Source organism: Acidovorax sp. JHL-3 (genome assembly GCF_000526295.1).
In the GTDB taxonomy this organism is placed as follows: domain Bacteria; phylum Pseudomonadota; class Gammaproteobacteria; order Burkholderiales; family Burkholderiaceae_C; genus Acidovorax; species Acidovorax defluvii.
In genome coordinates this window covers 2,080,371-2,097,164 of record NZ_JAFU01000001.1, presented here as the reverse complement: position 1 = coordinate 2,097,164, position 16,794 = coordinate 2,080,371, and the positions used below count along the sequence as shown (strand labels likewise).

General features: G+C 62.5%; 17 protein-coding genes. 1 reads left to right on the top strand and 16 read right to left on the bottom strand.

Translation table 11 applies throughout. The annotated features are described in order from the left end of the window. Nucleotides 1–175: 175 nt before the first annotated feature. The 16 genes from K226_RS0109870 to rpsB all read right to left on the bottom strand — a co-directional run bounded on the left by K226_RS0109870 (nt 176) and on the right by rpsB (nt 15,253). Nucleotides 176–949: an RNA methyltransferase gene (locus K226_RS0109870; RefSeq protein WP_024814649.1), complete on the bottom strand. Its 774-nt coding sequence runs from the start codon at nt 947–949 to the stop codon at nt 176–178. Between the two features lie 46 nt (nt 950–995). After that, entirely contained in the window at nt 996–1,613 is a 618-nt protein-coding gene (gene rnhB / locus K226_RS0109865) for a ribonuclease HII (RefSeq protein WP_024814648.1), read from the bottom strand. Then, the gene (lpxB, locus tag K226_RS0109860; protein ID WP_024814647.1) at nt 1,585–2,742 is read right to left on the bottom strand and encodes a lipid-A-disaccharide synthase; all 1,158 of its coding nucleotides are present in this window, start codon (nt 2,740–2,742) and stop codon (nt 1,585–1,587) included. The genes rnhB and lpxB overlap by 29 nt, the downstream gene beginning before the upstream one ends. Nucleotides 2,743–2,752: 10 nt before the next feature. Beyond that, on the bottom strand, nt 2,753–3,541 hold the full coding sequence (lpxA, locus tag K226_RS0109855) for an acyl-ACP--UDP-N-acetylglucosamine O-acyltransferase (protein WP_024814646.1): 789 nt from the start codon (nt 3,539–3,541) through the stop codon (nt 2,753–2,755). A gap of 17 nt (nt 3,542–3,558) precedes the next feature. After that, on the bottom strand, nt 3,559–3,999 hold the full coding sequence (gene fabZ / locus K226_RS0109850) for a 3-hydroxyacyl-ACP dehydratase FabZ (RefSeq protein ID WP_024814645.1): 441 nt from the start codon (nt 3,997–3,999) through the stop codon (nt 3,559–3,561). A gap of 16 nt (nt 4,000–4,015) precedes the next feature. Beyond that, complete coding sequence (gene lpxD, locus K226_RS0109845) at nt 4,016–4,996, bottom strand: UDP-3-O-(3-hydroxymyristoyl)glucosamine N-acyltransferase (RefSeq protein ID WP_024814644.1); 981 nt, start codon at nt 4,994–4,996, stop codon at nt 4,016–4,018. A 24-nt stretch (nt 4,997–5,020) separates the two neighbouring features. Beyond that, nucleotides 5,021–5,539, bottom strand: coding sequence for an OmpH family outer membrane protein (locus tag K226_RS0109840; protein ID WP_024814643.1), 519 nt, complete (start codon nt 5,537–5,539; stop codon nt 5,021–5,023). Beyond that, nucleotides 5,539–7,836 carry an outer membrane protein assembly factor BamA gene (gene bamA / locus K226_RS0109835; RefSeq protein WP_024814642.1) on the bottom strand — a complete coding sequence of 766 codons (2,298 nt, stop codon included), beginning with the start codon at nt 7,834–7,836 and terminating at the stop codon, nt 5,539–5,541. Before bamA ends, K226_RS0109840 begins: the two co-directional genes overlap by 1 nt. Nucleotides 7,837–7,881: 45 nt before the next feature. After that, entirely contained in the window at nt 7,882–9,246 is a 1,365-nt protein-coding gene (gene rseP / locus K226_RS0109830) for an RIP metalloprotease RseP (protein WP_024814641.1), read from the bottom strand. Between the two features lie 26 nt (nt 9,247–9,272). Beyond that, nucleotides 9,273–10,463 (bottom strand): 1-deoxy-D-xylulose-5-phosphate reductoisomerase, encoded by a 1,191-nt coding sequence (ispC, locus tag K226_RS0109825; RefSeq protein WP_024814640.1) that lies wholly within the window; start codon nt 10,461–10,463, stop codon nt 9,273–9,275. After that, nucleotides 10,460–11,317 (bottom strand): phosphatidate cytidylyltransferase, encoded by an 858-nt coding sequence (locus K226_RS0109820; protein ID WP_024814639.1) that lies wholly within the window; start codon nt 11,315–11,317, stop codon nt 10,460–10,462. The genes ispC and K226_RS0109820 overlap by 4 nt, the downstream gene beginning before the upstream one ends. A gap of 9 nt (nt 11,318–11,326) precedes the next feature. Then, nucleotides 11,327–12,058, bottom strand: coding sequence for a polyprenyl diphosphate synthase (gene uppS, locus K226_RS0109815; protein ID WP_024814638.1), 732 nt, complete (start codon nt 12,056–12,058; stop codon nt 11,327–11,329). A gap of 29 nt (nt 12,059–12,087) precedes the next feature. After that, nucleotides 12,088–12,648, bottom strand: a complete 561-nt coding sequence (frr, locus tag K226_RS0109810; RefSeq protein WP_024814637.1) for a ribosome recycling factor — start codon at nt 12,646–12,648, stop codon at nt 12,088–12,090. A gap of 43 nt (nt 12,649–12,691) precedes the next feature. Continuing rightward, nucleotides 12,692–13,414 carry a UMP kinase gene (pyrH, locus tag K226_RS0109805; RefSeq protein ID WP_024814636.1) on the bottom strand — a complete coding sequence of 241 codons (723 nt, stop codon included), beginning with the start codon at nt 13,412–13,414 and terminating at the stop codon, nt 12,692–12,694. A gap of 50 nt (nt 13,415–13,464) precedes the next feature. After that, nucleotides 13,465–14,394: a translation elongation factor Ts gene (gene tsf, locus K226_RS0109800; protein WP_024814635.1), complete on the bottom strand. Its 930-nt coding sequence runs from the start codon at nt 14,392–14,394 to the stop codon at nt 13,465–13,467. 106 nt (nt 14,395–14,500) lie between these two features. Beyond that, on the bottom strand, nt 14,501–15,253 hold the full coding sequence (gene rpsB / locus K226_RS0109795) for a 30S ribosomal protein S2 (protein WP_024814634.1): 753 nt from the start codon (nt 15,251–15,253) through the stop codon (nt 14,501–14,503). A gap of 186 nt (nt 15,254–15,439) precedes the next feature. Between rpsB and K226_RS0109790 the strand changes: the two genes are divergently transcribed. Beyond that, the gene (locus tag K226_RS0109790) at nt 15,440–16,783 is read left to right on the top strand and encodes an amidase (protein WP_024814633.1); all 1,344 of its coding nucleotides are present in this window, start codon (nt 15,440–15,442) and stop codon (nt 16,781–16,783) included. Nucleotides 16,784–16,794 lie beyond the last annotated feature (11 nt).

Sequence of the window (16,794 nt, the reverse complement as noted above, 5' to 3'; positions counted from 1 at the left end):
GGTTGTTGCTTTGGGTGCGATCGGGCGACGCTGTTGCGAGAAAAGCCCCTGATTATACCCGGCGACACTCCGTTCCGAATGCCCTCATGCCGCTGTGCAGCATCTGCGCGCGGGCTGCTGCACTGCGCCCAACGTGCTTCCTTTTCCAGTCTGACCCGCCGGCAAAGTTCAAATTTCAGCGCACGGCGCCGCTGGCATGCAGGCAAATGGCTGCGGCGGCGGCCACATTCAGTGACTCCTCGCCGCCCGGCTGCGCAATGCGTATGCGCAGGGCGGCCTGCGCCTCCAGCGCGGGGGAAACGCCCTGCCCTTCATGGCCCAAGACCCAGGCGCAAGGCCAGGGCAATGCGGCGCGGTGCAAAAAATCCCCGGCGTGCGAGCTGGTAACCAGCAGCGGCACATCCAGAGCGTGCAAATCATCCAACGCGAGCCCCTCCACCAGATCCAGCGCAAAATGCGCGCCCATGCCCGCGCGCAGCACCTTGGGGGCCCACAGCGCCGCACTGCCCTTGAGCGCCGCCACCTGCCGAAAGCCAAACGCCGATGCGCTGCGCAGGATGGAACCCACGTTGCCCGCATCCTGCACGCGGTCCAGCACCACCGTGGCCACACCCGACTGCAGCGCCCTTGGCGCGGCGGTGTCCACCAGAAAACCCATGGCCGCCGGCGACTCCAGACCACTGATATCGGCAAACAAGGCATCGGCAACTACTATTACTTTAATAGCTGCTTTCGCATATACAGCGGGGGCTATAGGCCAAAAAGACTCTGAAAACACTGCAATGGCGGGCTGCACGCCGCGCTGCAGGGCGGCGCTGCACAGGTGGTCGCCCTCCAGCCAGACCCGGCCCTGCTTGCGGTAGGCCGTGCTGTCCTGCGACAGCCGACGCAAGTCTTTGACAAAAGCGTTGTCACGCGAGTGAATGACGGTCAGGGGAGCGGAGGTCATGCGGTGTCCGGGGCGGGCAATGAAAAGGCAAGCGGCAACAAGGAACTCAGACCAGCACCTTGGCCACGGGTGCAAAGCTGCGCCGATGGTGAATGCAAGCGCCGTGCTCGCGCAGCGCAGCCATGTGCACGGCCGTGCCGTAGCCCTTGTGCCCGGAAAAGCCGTATTGAGGGTACTGCTCATCGACCTGCACACACCAACGGTCGCGGTGCACTTTGGCCAGGATGGAGGCGGCCGAGATGGCGGGCACCAGCGCATCACCCTTGACAATGGCCTCGGCGGGGATGTCCAGCGTGGGCAGCCGGTTGCCATCGACCAGAACCATCTTCGGCTTGAGCCGCAGGCCCAGCACGGCGCGGCGCATGGCCAGCAGCGTGGCCTGCAGGATATTCAGGCGGTCGATCTCCTCGACGCTGGCTTCGGCAATGCTGAAACACAGCGCCCGGGCGCGGATCTCGTCAAACAGGGCCTCGCGCCGCGCGGCAGTGAGCTTTTTGGAGTCGGCCAGGCCAGCAATGGGATGGAGGTCATCCAGGATGACCGCAGCAGCCACCACGGGCCCGGCCAGCGGGCCACGGCCAGCCTCGTCCACCCCGGCGACCAGGCCGGGGGCGTGCCAGGGCAGGCGGGCCTGCTCAGGCGGCGAGGATTTTGCGGATCGCATCGGCAGCCAGTCGGGACGTGTCGCGCTGCAGGCTTTCGTGCAGGGCGGTGAAACGTTGCTCAAGCGCGGTGATTTTTTCACGCTGGTGCACGCGGGCGTCAAACCACTGCAGCGTGGCCGCGCTGAGCGCCTGCGGCGTTGCGGCATCCTGAATGAGCTCAGGCACCACAAAATCGCGGCAAAGAATATTGGGCAGCCCCACCCAGGGTTGCAGCTGCTTGCGCCGCATGAGCCACCAGCTCAAGGGGTGCATGTGGTAGCCAATCACCATGGGGCGCTTGAACAGCGCAGCCTCCAGGGTGGCCGTGCCGCTGGCGATCAGCGTGACATCGCAGGCAGCCAGCACGGTGTGGGATTGGCCGGTGACGATTTGCAGGGCATCGCCCAGTCCGCTGGCATGGGCCAGCTGCTCAATGCGCTCCCGCAGGGCGGGCACGGCGGGTACTATTAATTTAATAGCTGGACGCGCTTTAAGGATAAGCGCTGCAGCCCGAAAGAAGGGCAAGGCGATGTATTCGACCTCGGCCGACCGGCTGCCCGGCAAAATGGCCAGCACCTCATCGCCATCGTGCAGCCCCAGTTGCGCCCTGGCGGCATGGCGGTCTGGCACCATGGGGATCACACTTGCCAGCGGATGCCCCACATAGGTCGCGGCAATGCCATGCTGGGCCAGCAATTGCGGCTCGAAGGGAAAGATGCACAGCACATGGTCTGCACTGCGGCGGATTTTTTCGACCCGATCAGCCCGCCAAGCCCAGATCGAAGGGCAGACAAAATGCACGGTCTTGATGCCGGCAGCGCGCAGGTCGGCTTCGAGGCCCAGGTTGAAATCGGGTGCATCCACGCCAATGAACACATCCGGCCGATCGTGCAGCAGGCGCGCTCGCAGCTGCTTGCGAATCCCCATGATTTCCCGCAACCGGCGCAGCACCTCCATGCTGTAGCCATGCACCGCCAGCCGCTCGCTGGGCCACCAGGCCGTGAAGCCCCGGCGCTGCATCTGCGGCCCGCCAATGCCCTGCGCCTGCAATCCGTGCCACTGGGCCTGCAGTCCATCGAGCAGCAGCCCTGCCAGCAGATCACCCGATGTTTCGCCCGCCACCATGGCGACCCGGGGAGATGCACTCATCACCGGCCCTTCAGCGCGCGATGCCGCGCGTGGCGTCGGCCAGGAACTGCTCCATCATCGCCACGTCGCCAGCGGCCTCGGGCACCGACTGCAGGAGGTCCGCGATGGCCGCACGCGCAGCCTCCAGCGTGAGGCCTTGGCGATAAAGCATCTTGTGCATCTGCTTGACAGCGCCCAGCCGCTCGGCAGAAAAGCCCCGGCGACGCAGCCCCACCAGGTTGTAGCCGCGCACGGCCAGCGGGTTGCCGTCCACCAGCATGAACGGCGGCACGTCTTGCGCCACCGCGCTGGCAAATCCCACCATGGCATGTGCCCCGATCTTTACGAACTGGTGAATGCCGGTGAGGCCGCCCACCGTCACCCAGTCACCCAGGTGCACATGTCCGGCCAGCGTGGTGTTGTTGGCCAGCGTGGTGTGGTTGCCCACATGGCAATCGTGGGCGATGTGGGTGTAGGCCATGATCCAGTTGTCATTGCCCACCGTGGTGATGCCGCCGGCCTGGGGCACCCCGAGGTTCAGGGTACAAAACTCGCGGATGGTGTTGCGGTCGCCAATCACCAGCTCGGTGGGTTCGCCCGCATACTTTTTGTCCTGGGGAATCGCGCCAATGGAGTTGAACTGGAAGATATGGTTGTCGCGGCCCAGCGTGGTGCGCCCGTCGATCACGCAGTGCGGGCCCACGGTGGTGCCCGCCCCGATGACCACATGGGCACCGATCACGCTGTATGGCCCGATGCTGGCCGTCGCGTCGATTTCAGCGCGCGGATCGACGATGGCTGTGGGATGGATGTTGCTCACGGCTTGCAAAGGCGCACTCAGCCAACGCTGCGCATCGTGCACATGAGTTCGGCCTCGCAGGCCACTTCCTCGCCCACACGCGCCACGCCCTTGAACTTCCAGATGCCACCACGCACGCGGTCGATCGTGATTTCCAGGATCAACTGGTCACCGGGCTCCACCGGGCGCTTGAAACGCGCACCGTCGATGCCGACAAAATAGTAGATGTTGTTTTCATCGGGCACCTTGCCCATGGCGTCAAACGCCAGCAGACCCGCCGCCTGCGCCAGCGCTTCCAGGATCAGCACCCCCGGCATCACAGGGTGTCCGGGAAAGTGCCCCATGAAATAAGGCTCGTTGAACGTTACGTTCTTGATCGCCTTGATGCGGGTGTTGCTCTCAAGCTCGATCACCTTGTCCACCAGAAGAAACGGGTAGCGGTGAGGCAGTTGCTTGAGAATTGCGTGAATGTCCATCATCGAGTTGTTCTTCCGTTCATGCTGCCTTGAGAGCCTGCTCCAGCGCCTTGACGCGCTCTCGCAAGCTGTACAGTTGTTTGAGTGTGGCAGCGTTTTTTTCCCAGCGCGCATTGTCGTCGATGGGAAACATACCGGTGTATTGACCCGGCTTGGTCAGCGAGCGCGTGACAACCGTGGCTGCAGAGATGTGCACGTTGTCGGCCAGTTCGAGATGGCCCAGCACGATGGCGCCGCCACCGACAGTGCAGTGCGCGCCAATGGTGGCACTACCGGCCACCCCCACGCACCCGGCCATGGCCGAGTGCTTGCCAATGTGAACGTTGTGGCCGATCTGGATCAGGTTGTCGAGTTTGACGCCGTCTTCAATGACGGTGTCTTGAAGCGCACCACGATCAATGCAGGTGTTGGCGCCGATTTCCACGTCGTCGCCAATGCGCACCGCACCCAGCTGTTCAATCTTGATCCATTCACCGCCCTGTGGCGCAAAGCCAAAGCCATCGGCGCCTATCACCACACCCGCGTGCACAATGCAGCGCGCGCCAATGTGGCAGTTTTCGCCCACCGTCACACGCGACTTCAGCACCGTGCCTGCACCAATGTGCGCGCCGCGCTCCACAACGCACAGCGGGCCCACCGACGCACTGGGATGCACGACCGCGCCGACATCCACCACGGCGCTGGGATGCACGCCGGGTTGCACGGCAGCACCATGGTGCTGCCGCCAAAGCTGCGTGACCCGTGCGAAATAGACGTAGGGGTTGTCCGCCACAATGCATGCCCCCCGCGCCAGCGCAGGCTCGCGCATGGCGGGCGCCACAATGACACAGGCCGCCCGGGAGGCGGCCAGTTGCTGCTGGTAGCGCGGGTGGCTCAGAAAACTGATGTCCCCTGGGCCGGCGGTTTCGAGCGGCGCGATCCGGAGCACCGCGGTGTCCCGCAGCCCTCCTTCCAGCGATCCGCCCAGCGCGTCAACAATGTTCCCAAGGAGCAAGCTCACGCGCCACCCACCCTGCGCCGCAGCTCACTTGCCTGCAGCATTCAGCGCCTTGATCACCCGGTCAGTGATGTCGTGCTTGGGGTTGATATAGACGGCTTCCTGCAGGATGACGTCGTACTTCTCAGCTTCGGCAACCTGCTTGACCACCTTGTTGGCACGCTCGAGAACCTGGGCAAGTTCTTCGTTCTTGCGCACGTTCAGGTCTTCCTGGAACTCACGGCGCTTGCGCTGGAACTCGCGATCCTGGTCCACCAGCTGACGCTGGCGCGTGGTGCGCTGGCTTTCGGCCATGGTGGGAGCCTCGCGCTCGAATTTTTCGGTGGCGGACTTCAGGGCATTACCCGACTCGATCAGTTCCTTCTCGCGACGGGAAAACTCCTGCTCCAGCTTGGCCTGGGCCGCCTTGGCGGTAGTGGCCTCGCGGAAGATGCGGTCGGTGTTGACGAAACCGGCCTTGAACTCTTGTGCCTGCAGCGCAGGGGAAGCCACGGCCAGCGCGCTCAGCAGCAGGGCCAGTGTGAAATGACGGGAAAGTGATTTCATTAGAAGGACGTACCAATCTGGAATTGAAGTTTCTGAATTCTATCGCCGGCGAACTTGCGCACCGGTTGTGCATAGGCAAGACGCAGCGGACCCAAGGGAGAAATCCAGCTCAAGCCCACACCCGCTGACGCGCGCATGTCGCTGAAACTGACCTTGTCATTTTCACCATACACATTGCCCACATCCACAAAGGTGAACAGGCGCAGCGTGCGGTCATTGCCAGCGCCTGGAAACGGCACCATCAGCTCGGCATTGAGCGTAACTTTCTTCGGCCCGCCCAAAGAGGCGCCCGTCACATCGCGCGGTCCCAGGGTGCCTTGGTCAAAACCACGCACTGAACCCAGGCCACCGGAGTAGAAGTTCTTGAACACCGGAAACGGACGACCATTCATGCCCTTGCCATAACCCAGCTCGCCATTGAAGGCCACCGTGAACCGCTTGTTCAACGGGATGTATTGCTGGTACTGGTAGTTCGCCCGCAGGTAGCGCGCGTCACCCGCCACAGACCATTCGGAATTGAGCCGCTGGTAACGACCCGAATTTGGAGCCAGCGCGCTGTCACGGTCATCGCGCGACCAACCGATGGTCAGGGGAATGGAGCTGCTGCTGAAGCCGTAGGTGTCTGCGTAGGCAAGGTACGCGGCCGGGATGTTGGTGCCAGGCTTGATCTTGGTCTGCTCTATGCCGCCCCCGAAGAATACGGTATCGGTCTCACTGAAGGGCACCCCGAAACGCATGGATGCACCCGTAGTGACCAGCTGGTAATTGCCACCCTGGTCTTCATAGGGCTTGTCGGTGCGGTAGTAAAGGTCCAGCGTTCGAGAGATGCCATCCTGTGTGAAATACGGGTTGGTGGTGCTGAACACCAAAGTACGGCGGTACTTGCTGGTGTTGACATCCACCCCCAGGTAGTTGCCTGAACCGAATACGTTTTCCTGCTTGACGGCAAATGACAAGGACACCTTTTCAGCGCTGGAGAAACCCGCACCGAGCTGCAAAGACCCGGTGGGTTTTTCGGCGACGCTGATCACAAGGTCAACCTGGTCCGGCGATCCGGGCACTTCCTGGGTTTCGATTCCCACCTCGGTAAAGTACCCGAGACGGTCCACACGGTCCCGCGACAGGCGGATCTTCTCGCCGTCGTACCACGAAGACTCATACTGCCGGAATTCGCGGCGCACGACTTCATCACGGGTGCGGTTGTTGCCGCTCACATTGATGCGCCGCACGTAAGCCCGGCGGGCCGGTTCGGCCTGAAGCACCAGCGACACGCGGTTGTTTTCGCGGTCAATGTCCGGCACCGCCTCGACACGCGCAAACGCAAAACCGAATCGACCAAAGTATTCGGAGAAGGCCTTGGTGGTTTCGGTGACCTGATCAGCGTTGTAGGGCTCGCCGGGACGGATGGCGACCAGCGATTTGAACTCGTCTTCACGATCGAGGTAGTTGCCTTCGAGCTTGACTCCCGACACCACAAACCGCTCGCCTTCGGAGACATTGACCACAATGGAAATGTCCTGCTTGTCAGGCGAGATGGCCACCTGGGTGGAGTCCACGCGAAACTCAAGGTATCCGCGCTGGAGATAGTAGGAACGCAGCGTCTCCAGATCGGCATTGAGCTTTGCGCGGGCATAGCGGTCCGACTTGGTGTACCAACTCAGCCAGCCGCCGGTGTCCTGGTCGAACAACCCCTTGAGCGTGGACTCGCTGAAAGCCTTGTTGCCCACAATGCGCACTTCCTTGATGCGCGCCGGCTCGCCCTCCACCACCGTGAAGGTGAGGTTGACACGGTTTCGCTCAATGGGCGTCACGGTGGTAACCACCTCGGCCCCGTACAGGCTCTTGTTGATGTACTGGCGCTTGAGCTCCTGCTCGGCCCGGTCGGCCAGTGCCTTGTCATAAGGCCGGCCTTCTGTCAGCCCCACGTCGCGCATGCTCTTCTTGAGGGCCTCCTTGTCGAACTCCTTGGTGCCCGCAAATTCGACATCGGCAATGGTGGGACGCTCTTCGACCACGACGACCAGCACGTTACCCGTGGCCTCCAGCCGGACGTCCTTGAAAAGCCCCAGACCAAACAGGGCCCGAATGGCGGCGGCGCCCTTTTCGTCGTTGTAGTCATCGCCCACGCGCAGTGGCATGGATGCGAAGATGGTGCCGGGCTCCACACGCTGCAGCCCCTCCACCCGAATGTCCTGCACCTTGAAGGGCTCCAGGGCCCACGCCGCATTGGCGACCAAAACCATGGCGGCAACGGCCGATGCAGTGCGCACGCCCAGGCGATTGATGTGTTTTTTCATGAGTGAAGCGGGAGCCGCAAGTCGCAGGGAAATGCAGCAAAAAGTTTAGCCAAAGAGCCGGGTGATATCGTTGAACAGGGCAATGGACATCATGAGAAGAAGAACCGCCACGCCACCGCGCTGCAGGTGCTCCATCCACGCATCCGACACCTTCCGGCCCGTCACGCCCTCCCAAAGATAATACATCAGGTGCCCACCATCGAGGACAGGCAAGGGCAGCAGGTTCAGCACCCCAAGGCTGACGCTGATGAGCGCCAGGAAAACCAGATACTGTGTAAAGCCCATGCTGGCCGAGCGGCCCGCGTAGTCGGCAATGGTGAGGGGCCCGCTCAGGTTCTTCAGCGACGCCTGACCCACGACCATGCGGCCCATCATCCGCAGAGTCAGGACAGACACATCCCAGGTACGCGCTATGCCGTTCCACGCCCCTTCCAGCGGGCCGTACTGCACCGTGACAAACTCGGGCGGCGCGCCGACATAGGCGCCGATGCGGCCCACACTGCCGGTTTGTTCCTTGTGAACGTCGGGCATCACGTCCACGGTCATCTGCTGGCCGCCGCGCTCGATACGCCAGGGCTGCACTACGGCCGAGTCGGCGCGCACGGACTGGCGAATCAGCTCACGCAGCTGCTGGCCATCCACCACCTCCACTGCGCCTATTTTCTGTACCACGTCGCCCTGGCGGAGTCCCGCGCGCTGCGCAGCGCTATCGGCCATGATTTCACCCAGCACGGGCCGTGTCCAGGGGCCTAGAAGCCCCACCTTGCGAAAGAGTTGCGCATCTGCTTCGCGCGCATCGATCTGCTCCATGTCGAGCAATACCTCGCGGTGCAGAGCTCCAGGCGTCGGTTCAACCTCCAGCCGGACCCGTTCGCCTTCCAGGGCGCCGCGGGTCAACAACCAGCGCAGGTCTTCAAAAGAACGCACTGGCTCCAGTTCGCCCGAACCGAGGGCCGCACCGTGCACCAGCTCCCCGCCACGCAGACCTGCAGCCTGCGCTACCGAGCCCGCTACCGGGCTGGCCAGCAGCGCTTTGGGCTCCTGGACACCGCTCCAGTTCACCACCGAATACAACAGCACTGCCAAGAGCAGGTTGGCAATGGGGCCCGCCGCCACGATGGCTGCGCGCGAGCGCAAGGGCTGCGTGTTGAAGGCAAGATGCCGCTCGGCCTCGGGCACGGGCGCCTCACGCTCATCGAGCATGCGCACATAGCCGCCCAACGGAAACGCGCTCAAAACAAACTCGGTGGGCGAGCCCTTGGGTTGCCAGCGCAGCAGAGGCTTGCCAAAACCCACCGAGAACCGCAATACCTTGACACCGCACGCCACGGCCACCCGGTAATGCCCATACTCATGGGCAGCGATCAGCAAGCCCAGGGCAACAACAAAAGCGACGAGGGTCAGCAGCATGCGAAAACTCCGTGAATCAACCGCACTCAGGCCGCCAGTCGGCCGATGGCCTGCTCGGCAACACTGCGCGCCTGGGCATCCAGGGCCAACAAGGCATTGAGCGAATCGGGGTTCGAGGGAGAAACCGCCTCTAAAGTTGCAATATTGAGGTGGTGAATCTGATCAAACCGGATACGACGCTCTAGAAAGGCCGCCACCGCCACCTCGTTGGCCGCATTCAGGACCGCTGTGGTGCCCTGCGGAGCCGCCAAGGCATCCCACGCCAGCTGCAATCCAGGAAACCTGTCGCGATGCCCATGGCTATCAATGGCCTCGAAAGTCATAGCCGAGAGTGCGTGAAAATTCAGCGCTGCGGCCCCTGACTCAACCCGCTCAGGCCACGCCAGACCATAGGCGATGGGCACCCGCATGTCGGGGGTACCCAGCTGCGCCACCACCGAGGTGTCGCGGTACTGCACCATGGAGTGGATGATGCTTTGGGGGTGGATCACCACATCCAGCTGCACCGGAGCCAGACCAAACAGATAGCGCGCCTCAATCACCTCCAGCGCCTTGTTCATCATGGTCGCCGAATCCACCGAAATCTTGCGCCCCATGTTCCAGTTGGGATGGGCACAGGCCTGCTCTGGCGTGACATCACGCAGCGAATCAGGCGTGCGGGTACGAAACGGCCCCCCCGATGCAGTCAGAATGATTTTTTCTACCCGCTGCGTCCAGGTGGCCGGATCTTCGGGCAGGGACTGAAAAATGGCCGAATGCTCGCTGTCGATCGGCAGCAACGTGGCCGCCCCTTCGCGCACCGCGTCCAGAAACACGTCGCCTCCCACCACCAGCGCTTCCTTGTTGGCCAGCAAAAGACGCTTTCCTGCCCATGCCGCAGCGAGACAAGGCGCCAGCCCTGCCGACCCAACAATGGCTGCCATGACCGTGTCCACATCGTCGTTGGATGCTATTATTTCAAGAGCATCTGACGATTGGAGGACGGTGGTTTTCAGCCCATTTGCCTTGATTTTTTCGGCCAGCAGGCGGGCATGGGGAGCGCTGGCCATCACCGCAAAGCGCGGACTGAATTGAGCGCACTGCGCCAGCATGAGATCGACCTGGGTGGCGGCACTCAGGGCAAACACCTCAAAACGGTCGGGGTGGCGCGCCACCACGTCGAGTGTGCTGGTTCCAATCGAACCGGTAGAGCCCAGAACAGTGAGTCGTTGTTTCATAGAGGTGTTGTGAGGCGGGTCAGCATCAGGGCCAGTGGAAGCGTTGGCAACAAGGCATCCACCCGGTCCAGCACTCCGCCATGACCCGGCAGCAGGCCGCTGCTGTCTTTCACGCCTGCGCTGCGTTTGATGAGCGACTCCACCAGGTCACCCGCCACGCTCATGGCCACCATGAACAGAACCGAGATCACCAGCAGCCATCCACCCTGCTGTGCCAGACGGCTGTAGAAACTGGGCACAGCGGCTTGCCAGTGGGCATCTGCGGCTGTCCAGACAAATGCCAGCACAACCACGCCCGCCAGCCCGCCCCACACACCTTCCCAGCTCTTGCCGGGACTGATGGAGGGCGCCAGCTTGTTCTTGGTGAACCGCAAGCCAAAGGCACGGCCCGCGAAATAGGCAAAAATGTCGGCCACCCACACAAGCACCAGCACAGACAACAGGAAATTGACACCAAGATGGCGCGCCTGCACCACGGCAAGCCAGGCAAGCCACAGCGCGAGCACTCCCGCCACCAGGCGCAACGCGGCAGGAATACGCGCCCAGCCCGGCACACCGGCATGCAGAAGCCATGCGGCGCCCAGCACCCACAGGCCGCCGCCAACAATCCACAGGGCGGTCAGCGGCTGGTCAATCCAGCCCAGCGCCCACGACGCTCCACACAGGGCAACGCAGGCTGCACCCACGGCGAGCGAACCGGCTTGGCCATATCCGCTCAGCCGCCCCCACTCCCACGCACCAGCCGCCATGAGCGCCAGCACTACCAACGTGAACGGCACCGTGGATGGGTAGAAAAGCGCTGGCAGCAAAATGGCCAGCAGGACAAGAGCGGTGATGACACGCTGTAGAAGCATGGGGCCTTTTCAGCCGTGCACCGGGGCAGGATGCGCGGACAGGATTTGTTCGGATGTTTTGCCAAAACGGCGCTCGCGACCGTTGAAGGCGGCAATCGCCTCGTCCAGCGCCGACTCGTCGAAATCCGGCCACAGCCGGTCGCTGAAAAACAACTCGGAGTATGCGGCCTGCCACAGCAGGAAGTTGCTGATCCGCATTTCGCCCCCGGTGCGGATCACCAGATCCGGATCAAGCACATGGGCCAGGGCCATCGCGCCATTCAGACTGGCCTCGGTAATGGGCTCGCCGCGCGCCGCCAGCGATGCAGCCGCCTGGGCAATGTCCCAGCGGCCGCCATAGTTGAAGCACACATTGAGAACGAGGCGCGTGTTTTCCGCCGTGGCGGCCTCTGCCTGCGCCAAGCCGTCGCGCACTTTGGGCGACAGGCCCGCGCGCTCACCTACGAAACAGACGCGGACACCATCCTTTTTGAGCTGCGGCACTTCGCGGGCCAGCGCCATGGCCAGCAACTCCATGAGACCCGAGACCTCATCGACCGGACGATTCCAGTTTTCAGATGAAAAAGCAAAAACGGTCAACACCGCCACACCCCGCTGCACGCAGGCGCGTGCGCAGCGGCGCAGCGAATCAACCCCTTGTTTGTGGCCCGCCAGGCGCGGCAAAAACCGGCGCGTGGCCCAGCGGCCGTTGCCATCCATGACGATGGCGATGTGGTGTGGCACCACCAGTGGTACAGACATGTAAAACGATGAGCGCCGTGAATCGGGGCTCAGACCGCCATGATTTCCTGTTCTTTGCCCGCCACCAGCGAATCGATCTCGGCGATGTGCTTGTCGGTGAACTTTTGCACCTCAGTTTCAGCGCGCTTTTGGTCGTCTTCGGACGCGAGCTTGTCCTTGACCAGCTTCTTGACGGATTCGTTGGCATCGCGGCGCAGGTTGCGCACCGCAATCTTGGCGCTTTCGCCTTCGTTGCGCGCCAGCTTGGTCATTTCCTTGCGGCGCTCTTCGCTCATGGGCGGCATGGGCACGCGGATGAGGTCACCCATCGATGCGGGGTTCAGGCCCAGGTCGCTTTCGCGGATGGCTTTTTCAATCTTGGCGCCCATACCCTTTTCCCAGGGCTGCACGCTGATGGTGCGCGAATCCAGCAGCGCCACGTTGGCGACCTGGCTCAACGGCACGAACGAGCCGTAGTATTCCACCTGCACGGTATCCAGCAGCGCCGGATTGGCACGACCCGTGCGAATTTTCTGCAGGTTGTTCTTGAACGCAGCGATAGACTGGTCCATCTTGGTTTCAGCGTTTTTCTTGATGTCGGCAATCGTCATTGTTTCTCCTCAGGGCAGGCAGGCGGCAGGTGGAACCTGGTGGTCAGGCATAAACCAGCGTGCCTTCGTCTTCACCCATAACAACCCGCTTCAGCGCTCCATGCTTGATGATGGAGAACACGCGCACGGGCAACCTTTGGTCACGGCACAACGCAAACGCCGTTGCATCCATGATGCCCAGGTTGCGCGACATCGCCTCGTCAAAACTGAGTTTTGTGTAGCGCGTTGCCGTGGGATCCTTGTGCGGGTCGGCAGTATAAACGCCGTCAACCTTGGTGGCCTTGAGAACAACCTCTGCACCAATTTCTGCGCCGCGCAGGGCCGCTGCCGTGTCGGTGGTGAAGAACGGGTTGCCCGTTCCGGCCGCAAAAACGACAACCTTGCCCTCTTCGAGATACTGCAAGGCCTTGGGGCGGACATAGGGCTCTACGACCTGCTCGATGGCAATGGCTGACATCACGCGGGCCACGAGGCCCTGCTTGTCCATGGCATCGGCCAGGGCCAGCGCATTCATCACGGTGGCCAGCATGCCCATGTAGTCGGCGGTAGCGCGGTCCATCCCGACCGAGCCGCCCGCGACTCCACGAAAAATATTACCCCCACCAATCACCACGGCCACCTGGACGCCCAGGCGGGTCACTTCGGCAATTTCCTCCACCATGCGAACGATGGTGGCGCGGTTGATACCGAAAGCGTCATCCCCCATCAACGCCTCACCAGACAGCTTGAGCAGGATGCGCTTATGGGCTGGTGCAGCGTTGGACATGGGAAGTTTCTCCAGTGATGAATAGGGGGCTTGGGGGGTTGCGGAAAAAATCAGGCAGCGGCCTTAGCAGCGGCAACCTGTGCAGCCACTTCTGCGGCAAAGTCGTCCACCTTCTTCTCGATGCCTTCGCCAACCACATACAGGGTAAAGCCCTTGACGGTTGTGTTGGCAGCCTTGAGCATCTGTTCGACGGTCTGCTTGCCGTCCGCTGCTTTCACGAAAACCTGGTTGAACAGCGAGACTTCCTTGAGGTACTTCTGCACGCCGCCTTCGATGCGCTTGGCAACGATTTCGTCGGACTGCACGGGCTTGCCTTCGGCAGTGGCCTTGGCAGCGTCTTCTGCCGCCTTGGCAGCCGCCACCGAACGCTCTTTTTCGATCAGGTCGGCAGGCACGTCAGCGCTGGCCAGGGCCACAGGCTTCATGGCGGCAATGTGCATGGCCACGTCCTTGGCAGCCACTTCGTCGCCTTCGAACTCGACGACGACGCCGATGCGCGAGCCGTGCAGGTAAGAGGCCAGCTTGCTGCTGCCGCCAAAATACTTGAAGCGGCGGAAAGACATGTTTTCGCCGATCTTGCCGATCAGACCCTTGCGAACGTCTTCCAGCGTGGGGCCAAAGCTGTCCTGGCTGTAAGGCAGAGCGCCCAGGGCAGCCACGTCGGCAGGGTTGTGCTTGGCCACGAGTTCGGCAGCCGCCTTGGCCAGAGCCATGAAGCTGTCGTTCTTGCTAACGAAGTCGGTTTCGCTGTTGACTTCCACCAGGGCACCCTTGGCGCCGTCGATATAGCTCGCCACCACGCCTTCGGCAGTGATGCGCGATGCGGCCTTGCCGGCCTTGGTGCCGAGCTTGACACGCAGCAGTTCTTCCGCCTTGGCCATGTCGCCATCGGCTTCGGTCAGTGCCTTCTTGCATTCCATCATGGGAGCGTCGGTCTTGCCACGCAGTTCGGCAACCATGCTTGCGGTAATTGCAGCCATCATTATTCCTTCAGTGTTCAGTTCAGTCAGTTCAGATTCGGGCTAAAAAAAAGGGGGCTCACCAGGGGCCCCGCTTTTATTCGCGATACATCGCGCAGCCGGGACTTCAGGCAGCGGACTCTTGCACTTCCACAAACTCGTCGCTACCTTCAGGAGCAACCGCCTTGACCACTTCGTTCACGGCGTTCGCACGGCCTTCGATGATCGCATCCGCGATGCCACGGGCGTACAGCGTCACGGCCTTGGCCGAGTCGTCGTTACCGGGGATCACGTAGTCGATGCCTTCGGGCGAGTGGTTGGTATCAACCACGCCAATCAGCGGGATACCCAGCTTCTTGGCTTCGGCCACGGCAATCTTGTGGAAACCCACGTCGATGACGAAGATGGCATCGGGCAGGGCAGCCATGTCCTGGATGCCGCCGATGTCTTTTTCAAGTTTGGCGATTTCGCGGCTGAAGGTCAGCTGCTCTTTCTTGCTCAGGCTATCGAGGCCGGTTTCCAGTTGAGCCTTCATTTCCTTCAGACGCTTGATCGAGGTCTTGACGGTCTTGAAGTTGGTCAGCATGCCGCCCAGCCAGCGCTGGTCAACGAAAGGCACACCAGCGCGCAGGGCTTCGGTGGACAGGATTTCACGGGCTTGGCGCTTCGTGCCAACCATCAAGATGGTGCCGCGGTTGGCAGCCAGTTGCTTGGCGAACTTTTGGGCTTCCTGGAACAGTGGCAGCGACTTTTCCAGGTTGATGATGTGAATCTTGTTGCGATGACCGAAGATGTAGGGGGCCATCTTGGGGTTCCAGAAGCGGGTCTGGTGACCAAAGTGGACACCGGCTTCCAGCATTTCGCGCATGGTAACGGACATAAAAATACTCCAAAGGTTGGGTCTAAAATCCAGCCCCAATACTTGCGCCGCCGTGATTTGCACGAAGACGCAACACCTTGACAGGGCTGGTTTGCGATTGGTTTTGCCGCCTTCGCCGCGCATACACCACCTAAGGCATTGCACGCGCCGCTACTCTCAGCAAAACCCAAATATTCTAGCACAGCCATGCTTATTGACCTGATCGCCACCCGCCAACGCCTGCAGGAAGGCACCAGCACCGCCCCCGCCGAACTGGAGCAGTGCCTTGAGGTGGCGCAATCGGCCGCCTGCGACCACGCCTTTGCGCGCCTTTTGCCCGAAGCGGCACGCACCACGGTGGTGCAAAGCGATTCCTCCCGACTGCCACTGGCCGGGCTGGCGGTATCGGTCAAGGACTTGTTTGACATCGCAGGTGAGCCCACAGCCGCCGGCTCCACGGCCCTGTCCGACGCCGCGTCGGCGCTGCAGGACTGCCCCGCAGTCGCCCGCCTGCGGTCGGCCGGGGGCACGGTCATCGGCCGCACGAACATGGTGGAGTTTGCGTTCTCGGGGGTGGGTGTGAACCCGCACTTTGGCACGCCAGCGGCCTGGGATGGGTGCTTTGGCGCGCTGCCGGGTGTGCCACGCATTCCCGGAGGTTCGTCGTCCGGGGCGGCCGTTTCGGTGGCCACCGGCGCAGCGTTTGTGGGGCTGGGCTCGGACACGGGCGGCTCCATCCGCATCCCCGCCGCGCTCAATGGCATTGTGGGGTTCAAGAACACCGCCCGCCTTGTTCCCACAACGGGCGCCATTCCGCTTTCCACCACACTGGACACGGCCTGCGCCATGACGCGCAGCGTGCGCGATGCCATCGTTGTGCACGAGGTGCTGGCCGCACGGCGCGTCACGCGCAGCCCCGCGCCCCTAGGCCTGTGGCGTCTGGCGGTGCCCTCCACCACCTTCCTCGACGAGCTGGATGCCCCCGTGGCCCGGGCGTTCCACCGCACGCTGGACACCTTGCGCCATGCGGGCGCACACATCGAGGAAATCGCCCTGCCCCTGACGGCAGAACTGGGGCCCATGCAGGCCAACGGCAGCCTGTCCGCAGCCGAAAGCCACGCCTGGCACCGCCCCCTGCTGGCCACGCGCGCATCGCAATACGATCCGCGCGTGCGAAGCCGCATTGAGCGCGGCGCCACCATGTCGGCCTCTGATTACATTGACCTGCTGAACGCACGCCAGCACTGGATTGTCCGCATGGAGGCCGCACTGGCCCCCTTCGACGCCCTGCTCTCGCCCACGGTGCCGCTGGTGGCGCCGCCCATCGCCGATGTGGCGCCCGGTGCCGAGCGCGACGCCGAGTTCTTTCGCGTCAACGCCCTGCTGCTGCGCAACACCAGTGTGGTGAACATGCTCGATGGCTGCGCCCTGTCGCTGCCCTGCCACATGGCCGGGGAACTCCCGGTCGGGCTGATGGTCTGGCACGGTGCCCTGCACGACGATGCAGTGCTGAACGTGGGCCTGCAGATTGAGCAGATACTACAAAAATAATAGCTGCCAAC